At 31.0% G+C, this 18,155-nt stretch carries 18 protein-coding genes; 6 read left to right on the plus strand and 12 right to left on the minus strand.

Features of this window, described 5'->3' with window-relative positions:
- The first annotated feature begins 1 nt into the window (after window position 1).
- The 3 genes from H526_RS0113630 (at window position 2) to H526_RS0113640 (ending at window position 5,264) form a co-directional block, all read left to right on the plus strand.
- Window positions 2-4,267, plus strand: coding sequence for a DUF6443 domain-containing protein (locus H526_RS0113630; RefSeq protein ID WP_162144496.1), 4,266 nt, complete (start codon window positions 2-4; stop codon window positions 4,265-4,267).
- Window positions 4,268-4,541: 274 nt separating this feature from the next.
- Entirely contained in the window at window positions 4,542-4,838 is a 297-nt protein-coding gene (locus tag H526_RS0113635) for a hypothetical protein (protein WP_155839695.1), read from the plus strand.
- Window positions 4,839-4,844: 6 nt separating this feature from the next.
- On the plus strand, window positions 4,845-5,264 hold the full coding sequence (locus H526_RS0113640; RefSeq protein ID WP_027393516.1) for an energy transducer TonB: 420 nt from the start codon (window positions 4,845-4,847) through the stop codon (window positions 5,262-5,264).
- 50 nt (window positions 5,265-5,314) lie between these two features.
- Here the strand turns inward: H526_RS0113640 and H526_RS0113645 are convergent, their stop codons facing one another.
- The 7 genes from H526_RS0113645 to H526_RS30910 all read right to left on the minus strand — a co-directional run bounded on the left by H526_RS0113645 (window position 5,315) and on the right by H526_RS30910 (window position 9,699).
- Window positions 5,315-5,494: a hypothetical protein gene (locus H526_RS0113645; RefSeq protein ID WP_027393517.1), complete on the minus strand. Its 180-nt coding sequence runs from the start codon at window positions 5,492-5,494 to the stop codon at window positions 5,315-5,317.
- 26 nt (window positions 5,495-5,520) lie between these two features.
- Window positions 5,521-5,724, minus strand: coding sequence for a hypothetical protein (locus tag H526_RS0113650; protein WP_027393518.1), 204 nt, complete (start codon window positions 5,722-5,724; stop codon window positions 5,521-5,523).
- On the minus strand, window positions 5,708-5,956 hold the full coding sequence (locus H526_RS0113655) for a hypothetical protein (RefSeq protein WP_027393519.1): 249 nt from the start codon (window positions 5,954-5,956) through the stop codon (window positions 5,708-5,710). The genes H526_RS0113650 and H526_RS0113655 overlap by 17 nt, the downstream gene beginning before the upstream one ends.
- A 12-nt stretch (window positions 5,957-5,968) precedes the next feature.
- Window positions 5,969-6,319: a hypothetical protein gene (locus H526_RS0113660; protein ID WP_027393520.1), complete on the minus strand. Its 351-nt coding sequence runs from the start codon at window positions 6,317-6,319 to the stop codon at window positions 5,969-5,971.
- Window positions 6,320-6,915: 596 nt separating this feature from the next.
- On the minus strand, window positions 6,916-9,045 hold the full coding sequence (locus H526_RS0113665; protein ID WP_027393521.1) for a toprim domain-containing protein: 2,130 nt from the start codon (window positions 9,043-9,045) through the stop codon (window positions 6,916-6,918).
- 83 nt (window positions 9,046-9,128) lie between these two features.
- Window positions 9,129-9,359, minus strand: a complete 231-nt coding sequence (locus H526_RS0113670) for a helix-turn-helix domain-containing protein (protein WP_027393522.1) — start codon at window positions 9,357-9,359, stop codon at window positions 9,129-9,131.
- 34 nt (window positions 9,360-9,393) lie between these two features.
- Window positions 9,394-9,699 carry a helix-turn-helix domain-containing protein gene (locus H526_RS30910; RefSeq protein WP_051336155.1) on the minus strand — a complete coding sequence of 102 codons (306 nt, stop codon included), beginning with the start codon at window positions 9,697-9,699 and terminating at the stop codon, window positions 9,394-9,396.
- A gap of 339 nt (window positions 9,700-10,038) precedes the next feature.
- Between H526_RS30910 and H526_RS0113680 the strand changes: the two genes are divergently transcribed.
- From H526_RS0113680 to H526_RS0113690, 3 genes are all read left to right on the plus strand, one after another.
- Entirely contained in the window at window positions 10,039-10,812 is a 774-nt protein-coding gene (locus H526_RS0113680; protein ID WP_027393523.1) for a hypothetical protein, read from the plus strand.
- A gap of 153 nt (window positions 10,813-10,965) precedes the next feature.
- The gene (locus H526_RS0113685) at window positions 10,966-12,627 is read left to right on the plus strand and encodes a GmrSD restriction endonuclease domain-containing protein (RefSeq protein ID WP_027393524.1); all 1,662 of its coding nucleotides are present in this window, start codon (window positions 10,966-10,968) and stop codon (window positions 12,625-12,627) included.
- A 3-nt stretch (window positions 12,628-12,630) separates the two neighbouring features.
- Window positions 12,631-14,814 (plus strand): KAP family P-loop NTPase fold protein, encoded by a 2,184-nt coding sequence (locus H526_RS0113690; protein ID WP_027393525.1) that lies wholly within the window; start codon window positions 12,631-12,633, stop codon window positions 14,812-14,814.
- A 79-nt stretch (window positions 14,815-14,893) separates the two neighbouring features.
- Here H526_RS0113690 and H526_RS0113695 read toward each other — a convergent pair whose 3' ends face one another.
- The 5 genes from H526_RS0113695 to H526_RS0113720 all read right to left on the minus strand — a co-directional run.
- On the minus strand, window positions 14,894-15,784 hold the full coding sequence (locus H526_RS0113695; RefSeq protein ID WP_027393526.1) for a hypothetical protein: 891 nt from the start codon (window positions 15,782-15,784) through the stop codon (window positions 14,894-14,896).
- A 316-nt stretch (window positions 15,785-16,100) separates the two neighbouring features.
- Window positions 16,101-16,553 (minus strand): hypothetical protein, encoded by a 453-nt coding sequence (locus H526_RS0113700; RefSeq protein ID WP_027393527.1) that lies wholly within the window; start codon window positions 16,551-16,553, stop codon window positions 16,101-16,103.
- 19 nt (window positions 16,554-16,572) lie between these two features.
- Window positions 16,573-16,812: a DUF7660 family protein gene (locus H526_RS0113705; RefSeq protein ID WP_027393528.1), complete on the minus strand. Its 240-nt coding sequence runs from the start codon at window positions 16,810-16,812 to the stop codon at window positions 16,573-16,575.
- A 345-nt stretch (window positions 16,813-17,157) separates the two neighbouring features.
- On the minus strand, window positions 17,158-17,727 hold the full coding sequence (locus H526_RS0113715) for an REP-associated tyrosine transposase (RefSeq protein WP_027393529.1): 570 nt from the start codon (window positions 17,725-17,727) through the stop codon (window positions 17,158-17,160).
- A gap of 191 nt (window positions 17,728-17,918) precedes the next feature.
- The coding region (locus tag H526_RS0113720) for an integrase core domain-containing protein (protein WP_027393530.1) at window positions 17,919-18,155 on the minus strand (237 nt) is incomplete at its 5' end.

Below are 18,155 nucleotides of genomic sequence, written 5' to 3' on the forward strand. Positions count from 1 at the left end.
AATGAGAAACTTATTTTTAGTAATCGCTGTATTAGTATGTACAGTATTAAGAGCACAGACACAGACGGAGAATTATGTAAAAACAACAATCTATCAAACAGAAGTGCAAGAAGGGCAACAATCAGAGGTACTGGAGAGTGACAAAATTATCTCAGTTAATTATTTTGATGGATTAGGACGAGTCAAACAATCTGTTGCAGTAAGAGCTAGTGGACAACAGCAAAACACCAATGTTTTAGATTGGACGGATGAATGGAAAGTAGGAACAGGTTCTACTCCTCTGTTTAATATGAATGGTCCTGAATCAGATAATCAAAGGTTGATAGGAACAAATCCTTTCGGAGAACAATCTCTGTTATGGAAATGTGGTAATGACTCTTGGAGCGATAGAGATGGAGGTTGGTATACCGATAATATCCCTATTGATAATACAGTCACTTACCGATATACCGTTTGGGTAAAGCGCACCGGATCCCAAGACGGTACTACGTATCACGGTCCCGGATATGTAAATAATATGAACGGAACTGCTAATAATAATCCTTATTTCTGGTCTGGAGATTTGCCACAGTTAGATACTTGGTATCTGATTGTAGGAATTGTACATCCGCATAATTATGTAGGAGATAATACTGGGATGAGTGGTGTGTATGATATCAATGGAAATAGAGTAAGAAACGGTGTAGATTTTAAATGGAGATCTAATTATAATTATACTTCTTTTCGAAGTTTTTTCTTCTATAGTACCGATGTAAATACACATCAATACTTTTGGAATCCGATAGCAGTACAAACAGATTATGATTTAGAGCCTATAGCTAAGCTCATCGAAGTTTCTAAACCTAAAGACATCGTTACTCATTATGAGTATGACAACCATGGTAGACAGACTAAAGAATATTTACCGTATGCCTCGGAGCAGACGCAAAATGGAGCAATATATACTGATCCATTGATAGAGTTGAATGCTTTTTATGATACCCCAAAGTATCAGAATACCCCAAACCCATATTCAGAAACTATTTTTGAAGATTCCCCTTTAAATAAGCCTCTCAAGCAAGCTGCACCAGGGTTAAGTTGGATTGCAGAATCTAGTGGAAACGATCATACAATTAAATTTAACAGAAGACCCAATAACAATGATGACGCTGTAATATTTTTTAAGGTAAATTTCACTAATGAGGATACTGAAAAACCTTCTTTAGTTAAAGTTAGGAATTACTCAGCTAATGAATTGTATGTAAACATTACTAAAGATGAGAATTGGAAAAGTACAGATGATAAAAATAATACTACAGAAGAATATACTGATAAGCTAGGAAGAGTTGTTTTAAAAAGAGCTTTTAACAATAATGATCCTCACGATACTTATTACGTATATGATGATTTTGGGAATCTGACTTATGTAATTCCTCCTAAAGTAGATACTAGTAATGGTATAGACACTAACGAGTTAAACGAACTTTGCTATCAGTATATCTATGACTACCTTAATAGATTAGTAGAAAAGAAAATTCCCGGTAAAGGATGGGAATACATAGTGTATAATAAATCGGATCAACCAGTTTTAACACAGGATGCAAATCAGCGATTAAAACCTGTCAAAGAATGGTTTTTCACTAAATACGATGCCTTTGGTAGAGAAACCTATACAGGGATTATAAAAAATGATAGCGATCGATTAGCTTTACAAGGTTCTGCGAACAATCCATTTTATTCAGAATATGAGGATAAACAGACTGGTGCTAACCCCGTTGCTGGTACCAATATATATTATACTAACAATGCTATCCCAAGATTTATGGATAGGATTCTTACTGTAAATTATTTTGATGATTATACTTTTGACCATAATGCTCCTAATCCAGGATCTGTTTATGGACAAAATATAAGTACTAGTATAAGGGGCTTAGATACAGGATCTAAAGTAAGAGTTTTAGATACTAATGACTGGATTACTACAGTAACCTATTATGATGAGAAAAGAAGACCAGTTTATGTGCATAGTACAAATACTTATTTAAAAACAGTTGATATTACTGAGACTAAATTAGATTTTACAGGTAAACCTTTGGTGACAAAAATAACTCATGTTAAGGATAATAATCTACCTATTGTTACAGTTAATACTTTCTCTTATGACCATATGGGGAGATTATTGACCCAAAAACAGCAAATCAATAACTTAGCAGAAGAGTTAATTACTCAGAATTTATATGATGACCTTGGACAGTTAGAAAGTAAAAAAGTAGGGAATGCTGAACAAGCACCATTGCAGATAGTAGACTACAAGTACAATGTGCGAGGATGGCTTACAGATATTAATGACGTCAATGCGATTGGAAACGATTTGTTTACCTTCAAAATTAATTATGATACTGTAGAAGGGAGTTATAGTGCACCTTCCTTATACAATGGAAATATATCACAAACTATATGGAGAACAGCCAATGACCATGTAAAACGATCTTATACGTATAACTATGATGCATTAAATAGAATTACCAGAGGACATAGATCTAGAGGTAATAATTTAATGACAGAGGATTCCTATAGCGTTTGGGGTATTGCTTACGATAAAAATGGAAATATCGGAAGGATAGCAAGGAATGGAAGACCTACAGGATCTTCCTCTCAACTAATAGATGAGCTTTACTATACATATGAGAATAATAAGCTTTTAAAAGTAAGAGATGCTACCACATCAGTTTATAAAATACAAGGTTTTAAAGATGGTGTCAATACTAATGATGATTATGTTTATGACGATAATGGAAATTTAATAATTGATCGTAACAAAGAGATTTTTAATATTTCCTATAATCACTTAAATCTGCCTGAAAAGATAACTTTTAATAAAAATGGCACTAAGTATATCCAATATTGGTATGATGCTTCTGGTAACAAACTAAAAAAGTTCGTTTTATCAAATCCAAGAGATGGTGGAATTACAACTGAATATGATGGTGGTTATATTTATGAAAATTTCCAATTAAAATTTTCAAATCATGCCGAAGGATATACCGAACCTTTGTTTTATACAGATAAAAATGATAACCTTATTTTGTATGATTTTGACTATGTATACCAGCTTAAAGACCATCTCGGAAACATAAGAGTTCTGTATTCAGACAAGGACAAGGACGGAAAAATAGATGTGCTTAGAAACAACGTAGACGTAGATGGTGATGAGGACTATTCGCACGAGATTATGCAGGAGAAGAATTATTATCCCTTTGGTATGAGTCATAAAGGATATAATGATCTTATTGTATCAGAACATAAGTATGGATTTGGCGGCAAAGAAGAGCAAAATGAGTTAGGATTAAATTGGTTAGACTTCGGTGCTCGAAATTATGATTCATCTATAGGGAGGTGGATGAATATCGATAATATGAGTGAAGACTATTTAGAATGGAGTCCTTACAATTATGTTCTTAACAATCCCAACTATTTTATTGATCCTGATGGAAATGATGTTTGGCTATATGATATTGATTCTAATCAGTTAACCTGGGTAAGTGATGTTGGAGGTAGTGAAGTCCAGTTTGTAGGGATTACTAATAGTAATAATGATAATTTAGGAATGGCTTCTGTTACTGGAAATGAATTTCACGTAACCGAACTTGAAAATAGTGTTTTTGTATCTAGTTACGATGCTACTTCCGATATACCAGAAGGATATAATTCAAAATCAGGATATCATTATACAGGATTAGACCTCAAGAAAAGACATCAATTAAAAGAATTAGGAGGCGTATTTTGGGGGCAAATAAGAGAAAATGAAGCTTCAGGGAATGCTGAACCTATCCATAGTAAAACTGCAGTTGATGCATATGAACGACAATGGGGAACTAATTCTGCATTCTGGTTTGGTGCTCAACATTATTTTTCACCGGATGGAGGGACTAGAGGAGTGGCCCAAAGAGGTTATAATGCGCTAAGAAAGCACGGTTCTTCCTTGGGAGACGCGTTAGATGGATCTAAGTCATCAGCTAGAAGTGTTTTAAGAAATTCTTCCAAATCAGCACTTCGCAGTGCACCAGCTTTCAAGTCAATATCTGCTAGTACAACTTCCAAATCAGGTTCTATAAGCAAGTCTGTAAGCAAACCCGTTTCGAATGCAACGAGTAAGGCTCAAGCTAAAGTAATAAAGAATTCTTGGAACAGTTTTTTAAATCTTACTAAAGGAACTTATACTGGTAAGAATTGGTTGCAAAAGGCATCGAAGGATTATAAAAGACTTCAGAGTAATACAAGTAACTAATTTTACAAATGTTTGTCTTGAAATATTAATGTATTAGGATTTTTAGTATATTAATATTTCAGGGACAGACATTATCAGGAATCTTAAATTAGAAATATGAAGGCGAGATCTGATTCTATTTGTATAGATTTGTAATGAATTATTACTTTGTATAATAAAGTATAAATATTGAATTTCTAAATTTAAGCATGTTGTTAGAATGATATTAAGAATCTATTGTAAATATTGCTCGAAATCCAATAAAATAAATAGTTATGCTTCTGATCGAGTGGAGTTGGCTAAAGAAAAAGGTAGTCCACTTATTTTGACTTGTAAGCATTGTTTAAAAACTCAAGAACGTTCCTTGAACGATGTGTTTGCAGAAAATGGTATTTTAAATTTGATCTTTTTAATTGGTATGATTATTGGGACAATTATTATTGCTAATTTTCTTTTAAAATACTTAGATAAAGGAGGTATTTATTCTTTATTTGTATTACCAATAGGAATAGCTATACCAAGTTTGATTTATTTTGTTTGGTTAATTGAAGAAAAGAAAAAAATTAGATCTTTTAATAAGTTTAGAAAATAACTTTTCATGAAAAGAATACTTTTAATTATAGTCTGTGTTTTATGCAATATAGCGTGTACATCTCAGGTAAACCAGGAACAGGAGATTTTTTTTAATAAACCTAAAAATGAAGTAAAGACATACAATAATGAAGTCGTAGATCAAAAAGCAACATTTAAAGGTGGAGAATCCGAATTATTTAAATTCTACAAAAACAATTCTCAATTTAAAGTAAAGGATTTCGAAGTTCCTAGTAAGTCTGTATATTTCAATTTATATATAAATGAAAAAGGCGAAGTTTATGACTATAAAATAATTAAATCTATTGGTACTGATTATGATGAAGAAGTAGTAAGGCTAATAAGTTTAATGCCTAAATGGAAACCAGCCATTAATAAAAAGAAACAAGTTAAAGTTGTAATACTTGACTACATAACTTTTGATTAAGTGAATGACATCGTTGACACTATTTCCTTAAGCGTATAAATTTGCAAAAACTAGTTTAATTTTTTTGCTATGTTAATATTGTGTTGATTTAGCTTGCTTTTTTTTATAATTTTTTCGTGTAAATCTATACCTAATCTAATGGTATTCATTACAAGATAAACAGCAGATACAATTTTCAGTACAGTTGTGATAGTATCTTTTTCAGGAGTATTCCCTAAGATTTTATTCATTTTATAGTGATTTTTCTAATATAAATTTACTCTCTACAAGCATCACGTACTTCTTTAAATGATCGTATCATTTTTGCAGTGGCGTTAAAGAAGTACTTAGAGAGGTATAGCACTCCAAAAATAGTTCCACCAATTACGATGGTGTTAGTGACTGTTTTTACAATTGGTTTTTTAAAGAAAGGTTCACTTTCTTTAGTAATTTTTTTAATGGTATTAATATTCTGTTTCATTCTCTCTTGAGATGGATTTACCCTGATGTTCTTTCTGCTTCTTTCCATGATTTTTAAGTAGGTTGTAGGCAAGTAGGCATCCTAAACTAATACCTAATGTCCAGATTATGCTTTTAAGTCTTTGATTTTTTAAAAAAAGATCATTCCTATGGCTTTTAGTTAATTTGAGTTCTTCAGGAATATCTTTAACAAGGTCTAACTTATAGCAGTCTATGATATTTTGGTTTTTCATAATAAGATAGTCTTATGCTTTTGTAATTAAGAGGCGGTTATCTTTGAGACCCATTAATGCATATTCATAAACACAGCTCCATGTTTTACCATTTTTTTCAATTTTATGAGTGCTAATACCAAAATGAAATCCTGCTCCCAACAGATAATCACGAGATTTAACAACTTCTTTTTTTTCCTCTAAAAGTCTTTTAAGAATGTTTCTATTCGTATCAAGAGTGCGATCGATTTCTGCTTTAGCCCTTCTTTTTTTTCGAGCCTTAAGATTATTATACCGAATTTGATTTTCGCGGGTGGCAAATTTCTGATCACTACGAGTAGGAGTAAAAGGTTCTCCTGTTAACTTATCTTGTATTTGATCCATATCATTATATTTTGAAATAAAAATAATGATAGAAAACGTTGAAAATAGATATGTGAAACCAAGTTAATCTAAGTTAATATTGATTACTATATTTTAGAAGAATTCTACAAGAGAAGTATTTGATGGAAGTCAGAAATGTACGCTTATATAGCGTTTCCAATTTCCATAATGTATAAGATGTTGAAAATCAAAAATATATGTATTGATTGATTGTGAGTTATGATTTCTATCTTCCAATATAAAGCTTAATCAAGACTTAAGCTGGTTAAACTTATTGTTTACAGTGTTTTATGTTTTAAAATCTATTTTTATCCAAATTAATCTATATTAATTTACATCAAACCTATGGTAACACAAGTTTTATTACATCCAATATATATTTATGTAACATAATCTATGTTCAATGAATCTTAATCTATGTCAATCTATTTTAATTTGCCTATAACATACATTTTCTTGAAAAAATCTTACGTTGGAAAGAGGAAAAATGAGATTTTAAGGATTGAAATTACAACAACTGAAATTCAATGAGTTAAAAACAATGGAAGCCAGAAATACTATATATGTGCGCATTTCTAACTTCCATTGTAACTTTACTATAATTGCATTGTCTTTTGTTTTTGACCTCTTTGTATGGGAATAAGGCTATAAAATACTTCCTTACCTTCTTTTTTCTTTTGTAATACCGAAGGAATGCCTTTTCCATTTGCTATAGGAATTCTTTTATCGATGCACTCCTGTAAGCGTTCACGAATCGTTCGTTCACTACAATCAAAAAACGAAGCAAGTTCTTCTACTAAAGTTCTACTTTGAATGGAGCTTCTTAGCATCTTAGATATCTGTTGTTGAATTTCGAATATATCTGCTTTTGTTCTTCTTGATCTGGCAGATTCATCTATAAAATCTTCATCAGCTTCTACAAGTCCATTCGTTTGCTCACAATATCTCATATAGAATGGTTCAGGTCGTTTGCCTCCGCGTAACTTTAAAATATTCAAAACAATCAAATCTGTAGGTCGTCTATTACTATCTTTTTCAAATCCAATCTGGATAGCTGTAGTTGCTTTATTGAGGAGTTCTGTGCCTAAATGACCTCTAGCTTTATCTGTACTACCAGGATTTTCGTGAATAACTGCCAGAAAAGTAACATCTTCAGAATTAATACTGTCGTTCATTAAATCAATTAGTTGCATACTATCCCCTGATCTATTAAAATCCTGTATACAATCTGTAATTACATCTAATATGATCACTACATGACCCGTATACATTTGTTTGACACGTTTTATATAAGCAGTAAGTGCAGAAAAGCGATCTTTTCTGGGAACTTGAAGTAATGAGATGTAATCAAAATCCTCCGGAGTATCTTCTCTCTGATACCCAGCTTTTTTTAATATTTGTTGTAAGGCATACGGGAATTGTTCTGTGAGGTTACGTTCTGTATCTACATAACAGATAGTGACCTCCTGTTGTGTGTTTTTTCTGAAGCTTAACAGATCCATATCATAGGTATCCTTTTTTATTAAGGAACTACAGATAGTTTCTGCCAGTCTACTTTTGTGAACACCTGCTTTTCCTTGGATTACGTTAATCGTTCTTGGATATACGATTCCTATATCTTTGTGAAAGAGTAAAGGCGGTACTTTATGAATGAGCTTTGCTTTGCGCTCGGTAAGTACTTTTTGAGTTTTTAATAATAAAGGCATATAGTCGTTGTCTTTTGCAATGGTTTTGGTAGATAGTAGTTGAATTTCTTGTTGTGGTACTGGAGCTTCCGTAACAACTTCAGGATGATCTAATGTGTGACCAAGGGCAAAGAAATCTGAGATATCTTTTCCTTTATCTTTAATAAGTCCTTCAGGTAGTATCATTCGCTGTAAACCATAGTTGTTTGATAATTTTATAGATTGACTAATACCCGTATTATCGATATCGTATAAAACGATTACTTCTGTAAATCTAGCTTTTAGGTTATCGATAATTTTTAAAGGCGGATTAGCTGTTTCACTATTAAAACAAATTGCAGACTCGTTGCGACTATAAAGCGAGAGTACATCTTTCTCACCACCAGTAATGAAAACTCGATCTCCTGTTTTCGGTAGTTGTGAGTATCCAAAGATATAGGCTTCAGGTTTGTCGCCTAGCCACGCAAAACGAAAGCGAGTATTAAGCGGACAGTAGATTTTGTAACAGTCACCAGAAATCTTATACCCATAGATAGGGTTTTGCGAAGTAGCGTTAAAAGAAATACGCTTTCCTTGGGTGTTGATTCTAGTATAATTTTGTAAGGCAGATACGCTAAAATGTTTAAGTATCGAAGCTTTGATTCCATACGGCAACCAATATTCTAAATCTTCAGGTTGCCACGCTTTTTTATGCTGTATTTCAAAGTCAATTTTAGTGTTGCTATAGGAAAGGTTCAAACTAAAATCTTGATTGATCATAATAAGAGTTTCTCTAAAGTCACATCGCTTTAATCGCATGACCAAATCAAAAATATCTCCCTCATCATTTGTAGCAAAATCCTTATATCTCCAATCTCCGTTTTTGGTTTTATAAATATTGAAAGAAGGAGATTTTTGTTTTCGAGTAAGAAAAGGATTAGAAATAAGCTTTCCGTGTTCTAAAATGCCCTTATTATGATACTGTTGTAGGTAATGATTAAAAGCATCCTGTACATCTATTTTATTCAGGATATTTTCTTTTGTTAATATATCTGTTTTCATCTTTTTTTTTCATTTTTAAATTTTTGAGATGCCTTATGATGCTCTATTTTATATTCTGAACATGGATAAGACATCTCATTTTTCTATTTTTCTAATTGCTTATGTCTTTTTAACTCCTCATTGACTTCATCTATATGGAAATACATTTTATTGCCATATGTGTAAGGAGTTAATTTTAGAATTCCATTTTCTCTCCACCTCCATATAGTTGTATATGAAACTGGTGGATTGAACAACTTCCTGATTTCATTAAGGCTATAATATTCGGCATCAGGATTAATAAGCTCTGTCTCTGTCTTAATATATGTTTTCATATTTTATCTAAATTTTGATTGTATTTAACTTCCGTTACCGAACATTAGGCTTGCCTTGATGTATCCACTCAATCAAACTTTGTTTAGAAAAAGTCAATGGCTTCCCTTTAGAAAGTACAGGGATTTCAAGTCTACTAATTTTAGAATACATTGTAGGTTTACTGTATCCAGTAAGTTCGCAGGCTTCATCGATAAAGATGATATCTCTTTCGGCCTTATGAAGCGTTGACTCTTTTTCATTAGATAGCACTTCTTGTAATTGCTGTCTAATGATTCTTCTGTTTAATTGTATATACTCCTCTAATGTTAGTGAGTATAATGGTTTTGATAGATTACTCATTATTTTGTCATTTTAATAATTAATAATGAGCATTGCGCAATGCTTTGTTTTATTAGATATCTGTTTCAAAACAACGAAGAGAATCAAGGTTTTACAAAAAATATAGTACTCTGCGCAGAGTGAATATGTAGAAAGAATGTAGTGTGAATTCAGTGTTTACAAGGAAAAGAACAAATTGAATGTTTGTGAAAATATAGCACTCTGCGTGGAGTGACTATATTGGATAGTACTATGAATTACTTGATTTTCTTGGTGTAGCGCCGAAATTATGATAACATTGATGTAACAAATTGGGAAAATACCCTACGTATATTGTTATAATACGTAAACCTTAAAACCATGAAAGAATCCAGAGAAACCTTTTTCGAAGACTTTAGCTATTTCAAAAAGAACTTAACTCCAAGAATGTTATATGTTAAATCTGAAGGAAGACTTGGTCACTCAAAACAACATGATGTTTTTTATTACTCATTTGCAAGTTTTTTGGTGATAGGGGTAGCTTTAGCCTTATTAGAGTTAAAACCAATTTTTGTTTTACCCGTAATGGGAATAATGGTTTCTTTTTTAATTGCTAATTTGTTAGACCTATTTTTCATTCGAAGAAGTTTAAAAAGTAAAGGACTTCCATTTGCGTGGGAATTTTATAAATGGAATTGTGATGAGCTAGAGAATGATAGAGTTAAACGAATTATACCAGAATATAAAATATTCTCGATAGAAGTATTACAACAACTTGTGGAAATAGCGAAAACTCAAAAACAGCGCTATGAAAAAATTCCAGAATACCATATGATAAAAGCTTTTGAATTTTTGGCTAAGAATATATATCTTATATCAATAGGTCTGATGATTTATTATTACCAACAGCAATCATTAATTGAAGTATTGAAAGAACTATATCAGTATCTTCTAATTATTATGTTATTTGGTTTTTTCTTAGCTGGATTCTGGAACCTCTTGATTAAAAAATCTCTTTCAGAAAGGGCTATTAGAAATACTAAACTATTAGAGGATTATATTTTTGTTTTAAACAATATACTTCTTATCCGAAAAATGAGGATTGAAAGATCTATTACAAGTGAAAACTTTGAAAACAATTATATGATTGTTTGATTAAACTTCATTTTCGGGTCAGGTTTTGTTAGGTTCTGAATAAAAGAATAATTTGTTTCGAATATTTCTTATAACTTTCTTATTTTGAGGAAAATTCAAATTTATTAATGTTTTTTGAAAATAATTTTCTTATTGATATTGAATCATTAACTTATGGCAATAATTGAAAATGGAGATAAAAAATATTCTAGCTTACTAACTGAAATAGAAACAGGACAAATTAAAATACCTCAATTCCAGAGACATTTTGTATGGGATTTATCTTCTTCTGCGAAATTGATAGACAGCATTTTAAAGGGTTACCCAATAGGGACTTTGATATATTGGAGAACGAATGAACGTTTAAGAGCAGTAAGAGATATTGGTAATATAGAACTTCCGGAGCCGAAAAAGGGAGAATTTGTAAATTATGTTCTAGACGGTCAACAAAGAATTACATCCCTTTTTGCATCTTTAAAAGGAGAAATTATCATACGCGAAAATGGTAAACAAGAGGATTTCTCTAATATCTACATTGATTTAGAAGCAAAAGACGATGACGAAATTGTAATTATAGAAATTGCTGAAAAGGAAGAATACAGTTTCGTTAAACTTACAGACTTAATGAATCAAGGAAGACGTTTTTTTAATGATTTTCCGGAAAAATATGATGATGTAATTGATAAGTATAGAGAGATATTACAGTCTTATCAATTTAAAGGAATTAACTTGAAAGCAGCCGAAATAGATGTTGCAACAGAAGTTTTTACAAGACTTAATGTTGGAGGGCGGGATCTTACGCTATTTGAGATTATGGTTGCAAAAACTTATGATCCAAATAGAGAATTTGATCTCTATGAAAGTTTTCAAGGGCTTAGAAGTGAGCTTGCACAATCTAAATACGATACACTATCAGCTTCAAGCATTTTACAACTAATTTCTTTATTAATTAAAAGAGAATGTAAGCGAAAAACAATACTTAAGCTTGGCAAAGAAGAGTTTATAGATACTTGGTATAAGGCGGTTGAATGTGTTAAAGGTGCTGTAGATTTTTTCAGAAGTTACGGCATACCTGTTTCAAAATTATTACCGTACAATGCATTAATTGTTCCTTTTGGTTATTTCTTTTATCATCATCCAATCAATCCTACTGGGCAGACACTTAAACTTCTAGAAGATTTTTTTTGGAGAGTTTCTTTAGGGTTTAGATATTCATCTGCTGTGGAAGGTAAGTTGGTGCAGGACATAGATAAGATTGACCAGATTCTAAAAAATAAACACCCTCGTTATGAATGGAGTATTAATACTACGCCTGATTTCATAAAGAACAATGGTTATTTCAGCACTGGAAAATCTCTTACAAAAGCAATTCTATGTTTATATACCATATTCAAGCCTAAATCTTTCGATAACCATCTGGATGTGAACATTGATAATAGTTGGCTTAAAATAGCAACATCTAAAAACTATCATCATTTTTTTCCTAAGTCCTACATGAAGAAAAATAAGCCCGATTGGGAATATTGGCTATATAATCATATAGCTAATATTACTATTGTAGATGGGTATTTAAATAAGAATAAGATTCGTGCTAAAGCTCCTTCTAGGTATATGAATGAGTTTAAAGATTGTAATGCCCAATTAAATGAAACAATGAATACGCATCTTATTGATGATATAAATGGATTTGGTATATGGAATGACAATTATGAGCAATTTTTCAATTCAAGATTGAACAGAATAAGTAAAGAGCTTACAAAAAGAATTATCCCGCAAGAAGCAGATAAAACTGAATTATTGATTTACCAAGACATAGACAATCTAGAAAACGATTAAAGAATGCATACGGATTTACCACTTATAAATAGTGAAGATGATCAACTTGGAAGATTTCCATTTGCTACGCAAATAGCTTCAGGTCTTGTGAATTCCTTCGGTAATAATAATGATAGTATTGTATTAGGAATTAACGGTACTTGGGGTACAGGTAAATCAACATTAATAAATTTCATAGTTCAAGAGGTAGAGAGAATTTCATTGGAACAAGAGAAGCACGCTATAACATTACATTTTAACCCTTGGATGTTTTCTGGACAACAAGAGCTTCAAAAAATCTTCCTTTCTAAACTTTTTGTAAAACTTGGAAATGACAAGACGTTATTAAAAGAAGCATCTGAGAAGATAGCTGATATATTAGAATATTTTGACTGGATAAAAAATTTCCATAGCGGTGCAGGAACTTTAGTGAGTGCTTTAAAAGGAATCTTTAAGAAGAGGGCTGGCAAGAAAAAGGAATTATCAGAATTAAAAAAGGAAGTTGATAACCTACTAATCAAAGCGGGTGTTAAATTATACATAACTATAGACGATATTGACAGGTTAACGCCTTCAGAAATAACTGATATTTTCCAAATGGTAAAACTAAATGGAAATTTTGCTAACACGATTTTCATACTGGCTTATGATCGTGATGTTGTAACAGCTGCTTTAAATGAACAATTTGGAGATCACGGAGAAAAATATATTGAGAAGATTGTACAAGTTGATTATACATTGCCAGCTGTATCAGATGAAAATATTAAAAGGATTTTTGCAGATAGTTTGTTGCAACTTTTTTCTGATGGTGATGTAAAACAGACACTCTCCGAAGTGATTAACAGTTTAAAAGAAGAATTGTTTGTTGAGTTTTTTTCCTCAATCCGCGACATATATAGATTTACTAATAGTATAAAATTGAGATTTGCTTCTGTGTACAATGATCTCAATGTGTCTGAGTTTTTTATTGTAGAAGCTTTAAGGATTTTTAATCCAAAAGCATATGAATTTATTATTGAAAATAAGGGTCTATTAATCTACAAAAAAGATGATTCTGTAGTAAAAACTTATCGTTTTAATAACAATAATGTTGAAGAAGAAACAGTAAATTCTGTAATTGAAGGAACAAGTTTTGATCCTACAACTAAAGGTCTGTTAAGTAGGTTATTCGAAGTGAATGGTCATTTCTTTAGTTCTACATCACAAGAAGATTTAATTAGGGGAAAGAGAGTTGCCAATAAAAATTATTTTGACAGATACTTTAATTTGCAACTTGGAAATCTGGATATCCAGGAAGCAATTTTCGATAAGTTTATTAATAGTACAGATACCGAGGTAAAAGTTGAAATTCTCAGTGAGATTCATAATAACGATAGATTATTTCAATTTTTACGTTGGATAGAAATTAAAAGTAAGTCATCAGACATATCACAAATAGAAGAAATAATGTTTGGATGTTTTACTTTTTCGGAATCGTTGACTTATACAAAAGAATCTATTTTTGCCTTTGATTCAGATTTTATGACTGTTCAAAGATTTTGCTCAAGAATGTTATCACGATTTTACGAAGTTTCTGAAAGAAAAAGAGTGATTTTAAGACATATTACTGATCAAGAAAAAGACTACAGCTTCTCTTCTTTTTTCACTAGCGATAGTTTAATTCTAGCTAAAGACAGAAAGGATAAAGGAGAATTAAGACAAGACCATATGTGGAATGATCTTTTTTTAGATAATAGGGAAGATAAAGATAACGCGTTCATCGAGAAAGCTAACGAGGTTCGTAAAGAAGCTATTAAGGCAGTTTTTTTAGAAGAAGTTGAAGATAAAGGAGGGTTAGGAGAGGATGAACTATTTTCAATACTTAGATTCACAAAAATGTATTTTAGTGATTTATATGATGAACATTTTCCATCTTTTATTGTTGAAGATAAAGATTTAGTCCGACTTATTTGGATATGTATGAAAAGTAGTTACTTTACAATTGCTGGAGGAGGTAAATCAAGTATTGGATATCAGCTAAACGACAATCAGCTTTTATCTGGACTAGATAAACAAGCTATTAAAGAACGGTTCGATGCTTTTGATAGATTACTAATTGATGAAGATGAAAATAAAGTAGTCAATTTATTCTTAAAGGCATATGAAGATAATTTTGTTATGAATCGTTATTATGACATTGAAACATTGGAAATTTTACAGCAAAAATAAGTTTTGTTTACTAATATTCATGGTAGTATTTGTATAAAACTAGTTACGTCGAGATTTTTCTCAAAATCTCTGTAATTTTTTAAATAGTAACCAAGATTGATTCCAGTAATCGCTTACGAGTGATATTATTCCCTGAAGCATTTCTTAATTGGGATTCTGTAAATTCTTCTCCAGTTTTGTTAACAAAACATCTCATTGTGACCAACCAGATATCTTTATCGAGATCCACTACTTTTTTTGAATCATATACCAGATATTTAACAAACCACTGTAGCTCCTTGATCGTGCCAGTCCATTTGATTCTATCTGAAGATTCAATAGGTTGATCTTTGAAAATGTTTTTAAAACTTTCGAAAGACGTCTTCTTATGGATAAAGTTCTCTTTTTTTAGAGTATACAATATATCCACAAAATATACTATGTTGTTTTTGATAAATGAAGTATCATTTTGATAACCTTTTAAAATCAACGTTTGGTAATTAGTTTTAGGCTTTCGTGGTTTGTTATTTTGAAATGTGTGTTTAATTGAAACCAAGTTAGTATTAAGATAATTCTTAACCATTTTTGAAACTTTTTTGTTGAAAAATATCTTTTGATACTGTAAAAGGGTAAGCTTTAAAAATTCATTGAAGTGCTTCTTGTCATTATTGAAGGATTTTGAAAGATGGTAATCTAGAAATTTAGGAATGTTTTTTAGACTCATTTGATATTGTCTCAATTTTAAAGCGAACCAATAATCAAAATCAGTATGCTTTGATGTAATAGTAATATTTTTAAAGTGTATGTTATCGGGGGATTCTGTCGATTTTACAGAAGAAATTATTTTAATGTTTAATCTTTCGATAAGTTGAACAATAATTCTACGAGTTTGTCTTTTCTCGTATTCTATTGGCTCAATGAAATAGCAATCGGTTTCAAAGTCAAATATATGATTAGTGTGTATGTCAAGTTGATTAAAATAAGTTTTCATAATCGATGAATTTTGATGAATGATTGATAAAAAGGAAATGCCTGTTTTCTATGATTTTTTCATAGAAAACAGGCATTTCTTAGTGTAGTAGAATGTTGTAGTATTAGGTCACAATCTTCAGGTAAAAAGTTCGATATCTGTCCCGTCCCGAGTACTTAAAGCCTTCTTAATCTTTTGATTTTGAAGGCTTTTTTGTTTTTAAGCCTTTCTTGTTTTGAAAAAAATCGTTAGATCGATTACTCGATTTAGGGAGAAATGCACTTCGGTAAGTTAGGTAAGGCTTTCAAGAACAGAAGACCCCAACATAGGCAGTTTACTAGACTTTAGTTGTATAACTCCTTCCTTTCAGAATAGCTAAAAAAATATTTACTACAAAAATGATTTGTCCTATGCTGATAATCAAAATAAAGAGCCAAATGGATGAATTGGGAACATGAGAGTTCATATAGTAGCTTTTGCCTAGAAAATATTCTACTAAAAATTCTTGGATGCTATTTATCAAGATAATTCCAATCGTAAAAATTAAATGTAAGAGATTTAATAAGGTTACAGTTTTAAAATTGAAACGTTCTAACAACCAATATATAAAACCAGTTAGGCCAAAAAGGATACTTACTAAAATCATTAATTGTTGTTGCGAAAAAACATAATAAGTGTCATGAATATTTATATCCAATGTTTGATCAGCTTCATAATAGGAAAGAAGCAATAATAAAGGAATAATACCCCAGAAAAGTAAATATGGCTTTTTTAGTAGTTTTGATAACATCTTATTTTAAATATATTGATTATTCATATATAGAAGCTCCTTTGATAATATCTGCAAATACTTTCCATTGGGCTACATCTGCATTAATACCTTGATTTGTGTTTTTATAATATTGCTGAACAGCATCAGAATATCGTATCATAGCTTCTAAAAAATCTTCCATCTTATGGTTTTCCCAATTCTCTGGATGTTCTTGATACTCTTTTAAGAGGCCCTCTAGAAAATTAATAAATTCTTTTCTAGTGTGAATATTAATCATTCTGTATGTTTCTATTGTTTTATTGAACTTTGTTTATGTTTCTATCGAGTAATCATTGCTTTATACAACTATGGATTTAAAAATCACCCTCCTTCATTTGTTTCAAAAGATGATTCATTAATTGGAATACCAGGGAATTCAATAAATTTTCGAGTTTCGTGATTCCCACCTTTAATTTTATTTGAAGACTGTTTATTAATTATTTCGAAATTTGAAAACTGATTTAATTTTATCATAGTATCTTATCTATAGTTATTTAATTGTCGATTTATTGAACTTTAAGTTTACTATTTCACACGGAAAAAAATTCCCATCGCTCCCGCTGGTCTGTGACTAGTGGCGTTCCTATTTAGTTAATTCCAACAGAAAACCATCACTATCAATTTCTAAAATAGTATGATCATCCTGATAATTTTTGGCACTGCTATATTTCCAATCTACAGGATCAAGAACAAAACCAGACTCTACTGGATTAGTATGGATATAATCTATTTTTTGCTGTATCACCTTATCCGTCCATAGCTCTATAGGTTTGTTATGCTGCTGCCAGAATTGTCTATTGGTAACTGTAGCATTATTTTTAGCTGCTTTTTCGAACATCCATAACAACCATTCTTTTCTGCTTTCTTGTGGATTGTCTTCTATAGCTTGTATTACTTTTTTGGCCGTATATTTTTTAAAGTCGCGTATCAACCCAGAAGGATCATTATTACCAGAACGAAAAACTAAATGAATATGACTGGGCATAAAACAATATGCATATACCTCCATACTTTTTTCTTTTCTACAATAATCAATACTTTGTGTAAGAATAGATAGGTATTTTTCTCTAGTAAAAACATCTATCCAATAAACGGTAGCAAAACTCACAAAATATAATCCCGACTTATTATGAAATTTATAGTTTCTACTCATTTTACCAAAATACAAAAAGCTACTAGAATATGATAGTAGCTTTTGATTTCTCTTTTTATTATTTAATTTTACTAGCCAATCGTTATTGCCACTAGTCACAGACTAGCGGGAGCGGGGGTGTCTCGTCCTAAAAAAAGTTTACATATTTTATATTAATCCTAAAATAGATTTACAACTTATTCTTAATCCTATTATTGGTTTACAATAATAGGATTTTTTATATAATAATTCTTCCATAGTTTTTCAGTTTTTATATTGTTTTGATGTACTTGGTTTGGGGTAAGGTTTCCTATACTCATATGTGGTCTTTCGTTATTATATAACTTCACGACAGTTTCTAATAATTCTGTAGCTTCTTGTATGTTTTCTACTTGATAATCGTTTAGGTATTCTTCCTTTATAATACCATTCACTCTTTCTGCTATTGC

This window comes from Aquimarina latercula DSM 2041 (assembly GCF_000430645.1).
Taxonomy (GTDB): domain Bacteria; phylum Bacteroidota; class Bacteroidia; order Flavobacteriales; family Flavobacteriaceae; genus Aquimarina; species Aquimarina latercula.

Coding starts and splice junctions, on each gene's coding strand:
- H526_RS0113630 (WP_162144496.1), top strand. CDS start 2: ATGAGAAACTTATTTTTAGTAATCGCTGTATTAGTATGTACAGTATTA.
- H526_RS0113640 (WP_027393516.1), top strand. CDS start 4,845: ATGAAAAGAATACTTTTAATTATAGTCTGTGTTTTATGCAATATAGCG.
- H526_RS0113645 (WP_027393517.1), bottom strand. CDS start 5,494: ATGAATAAAATCTTAGGGAATACTCCTGAAAAAGATACTATCACAACT.
- H526_RS0113650 (WP_027393518.1), bottom strand. CDS start 5,724: ATGAAACAGAATATTAATACCATTAAAAAAATTACTAAAGAAAGTGAA.
- H526_RS0113655 (WP_027393519.1), bottom strand. CDS start 5,956: ATGAAAAACCAAAATATCATAGACTGCTATAAGTTAGACCTTGTTAAA.
- H526_RS0113660 (WP_027393520.1), bottom strand. CDS start 6,319: ATGGATCAAATACAAGATAAGTTAACAGGAGAACCTTTTACTCCTACT.
- H526_RS0113665 (WP_027393521.1), bottom strand. CDS start 9,045: ATGAAAACAGATATATTAACAAAAGAAAATATCCTGAATAAAATAGAT.
- H526_RS0113670 (WP_027393522.1), bottom strand. CDS start 9,359: ATGAAAACATATATTAAGACAGAGACAGAGCTTATTAATCCTGATGCC.
- H526_RS30910 (WP_051336155.1), bottom strand. CDS start 9,699: ATGAGTAATCTATCAAAACCATTATACTCACTAACATTAGAGGAGTAT.
- H526_RS0113680 (WP_027393523.1), top strand. CDS start 10,039: ATGAAAGAATCCAGAGAAACCTTTTTCGAAGACTTTAGCTATTTCAAA.
- H526_RS0113685 (WP_027393524.1), top strand. CDS start 10,966: ATGGCAATAATTGAAAATGGAGATAAAAAATATTCTAGCTTACTAACT.
- H526_RS0113690 (WP_027393525.1), top strand. CDS start 12,631: ATGCATACGGATTTACCACTTATAAATAGTGAAGATGATCAACTTGGA.
- H526_RS0113695 (WP_027393526.1), bottom strand. CDS start 15,784: ATGAAAACTTATTTTAATCAACTTGACATACACACTAATCATATATTT.
- H526_RS0113700 (WP_027393527.1), bottom strand. CDS start 16,553: ATGTTATCAAAACTACTAAAAAAGCCATATTTACTTTTCTGGGGTATT.
- H526_RS0113705 (WP_027393528.1), bottom strand. CDS start 16,812: ATGATTAATATTCACACTAGAAAAGAATTTATTAATTTTCTAGAGGGC.
- H526_RS0113715 (WP_027393529.1), bottom strand. CDS start 17,727: ATGAGTAGAAACTATAAATTTCATAATAAGTCGGGATTATATTTTGTG.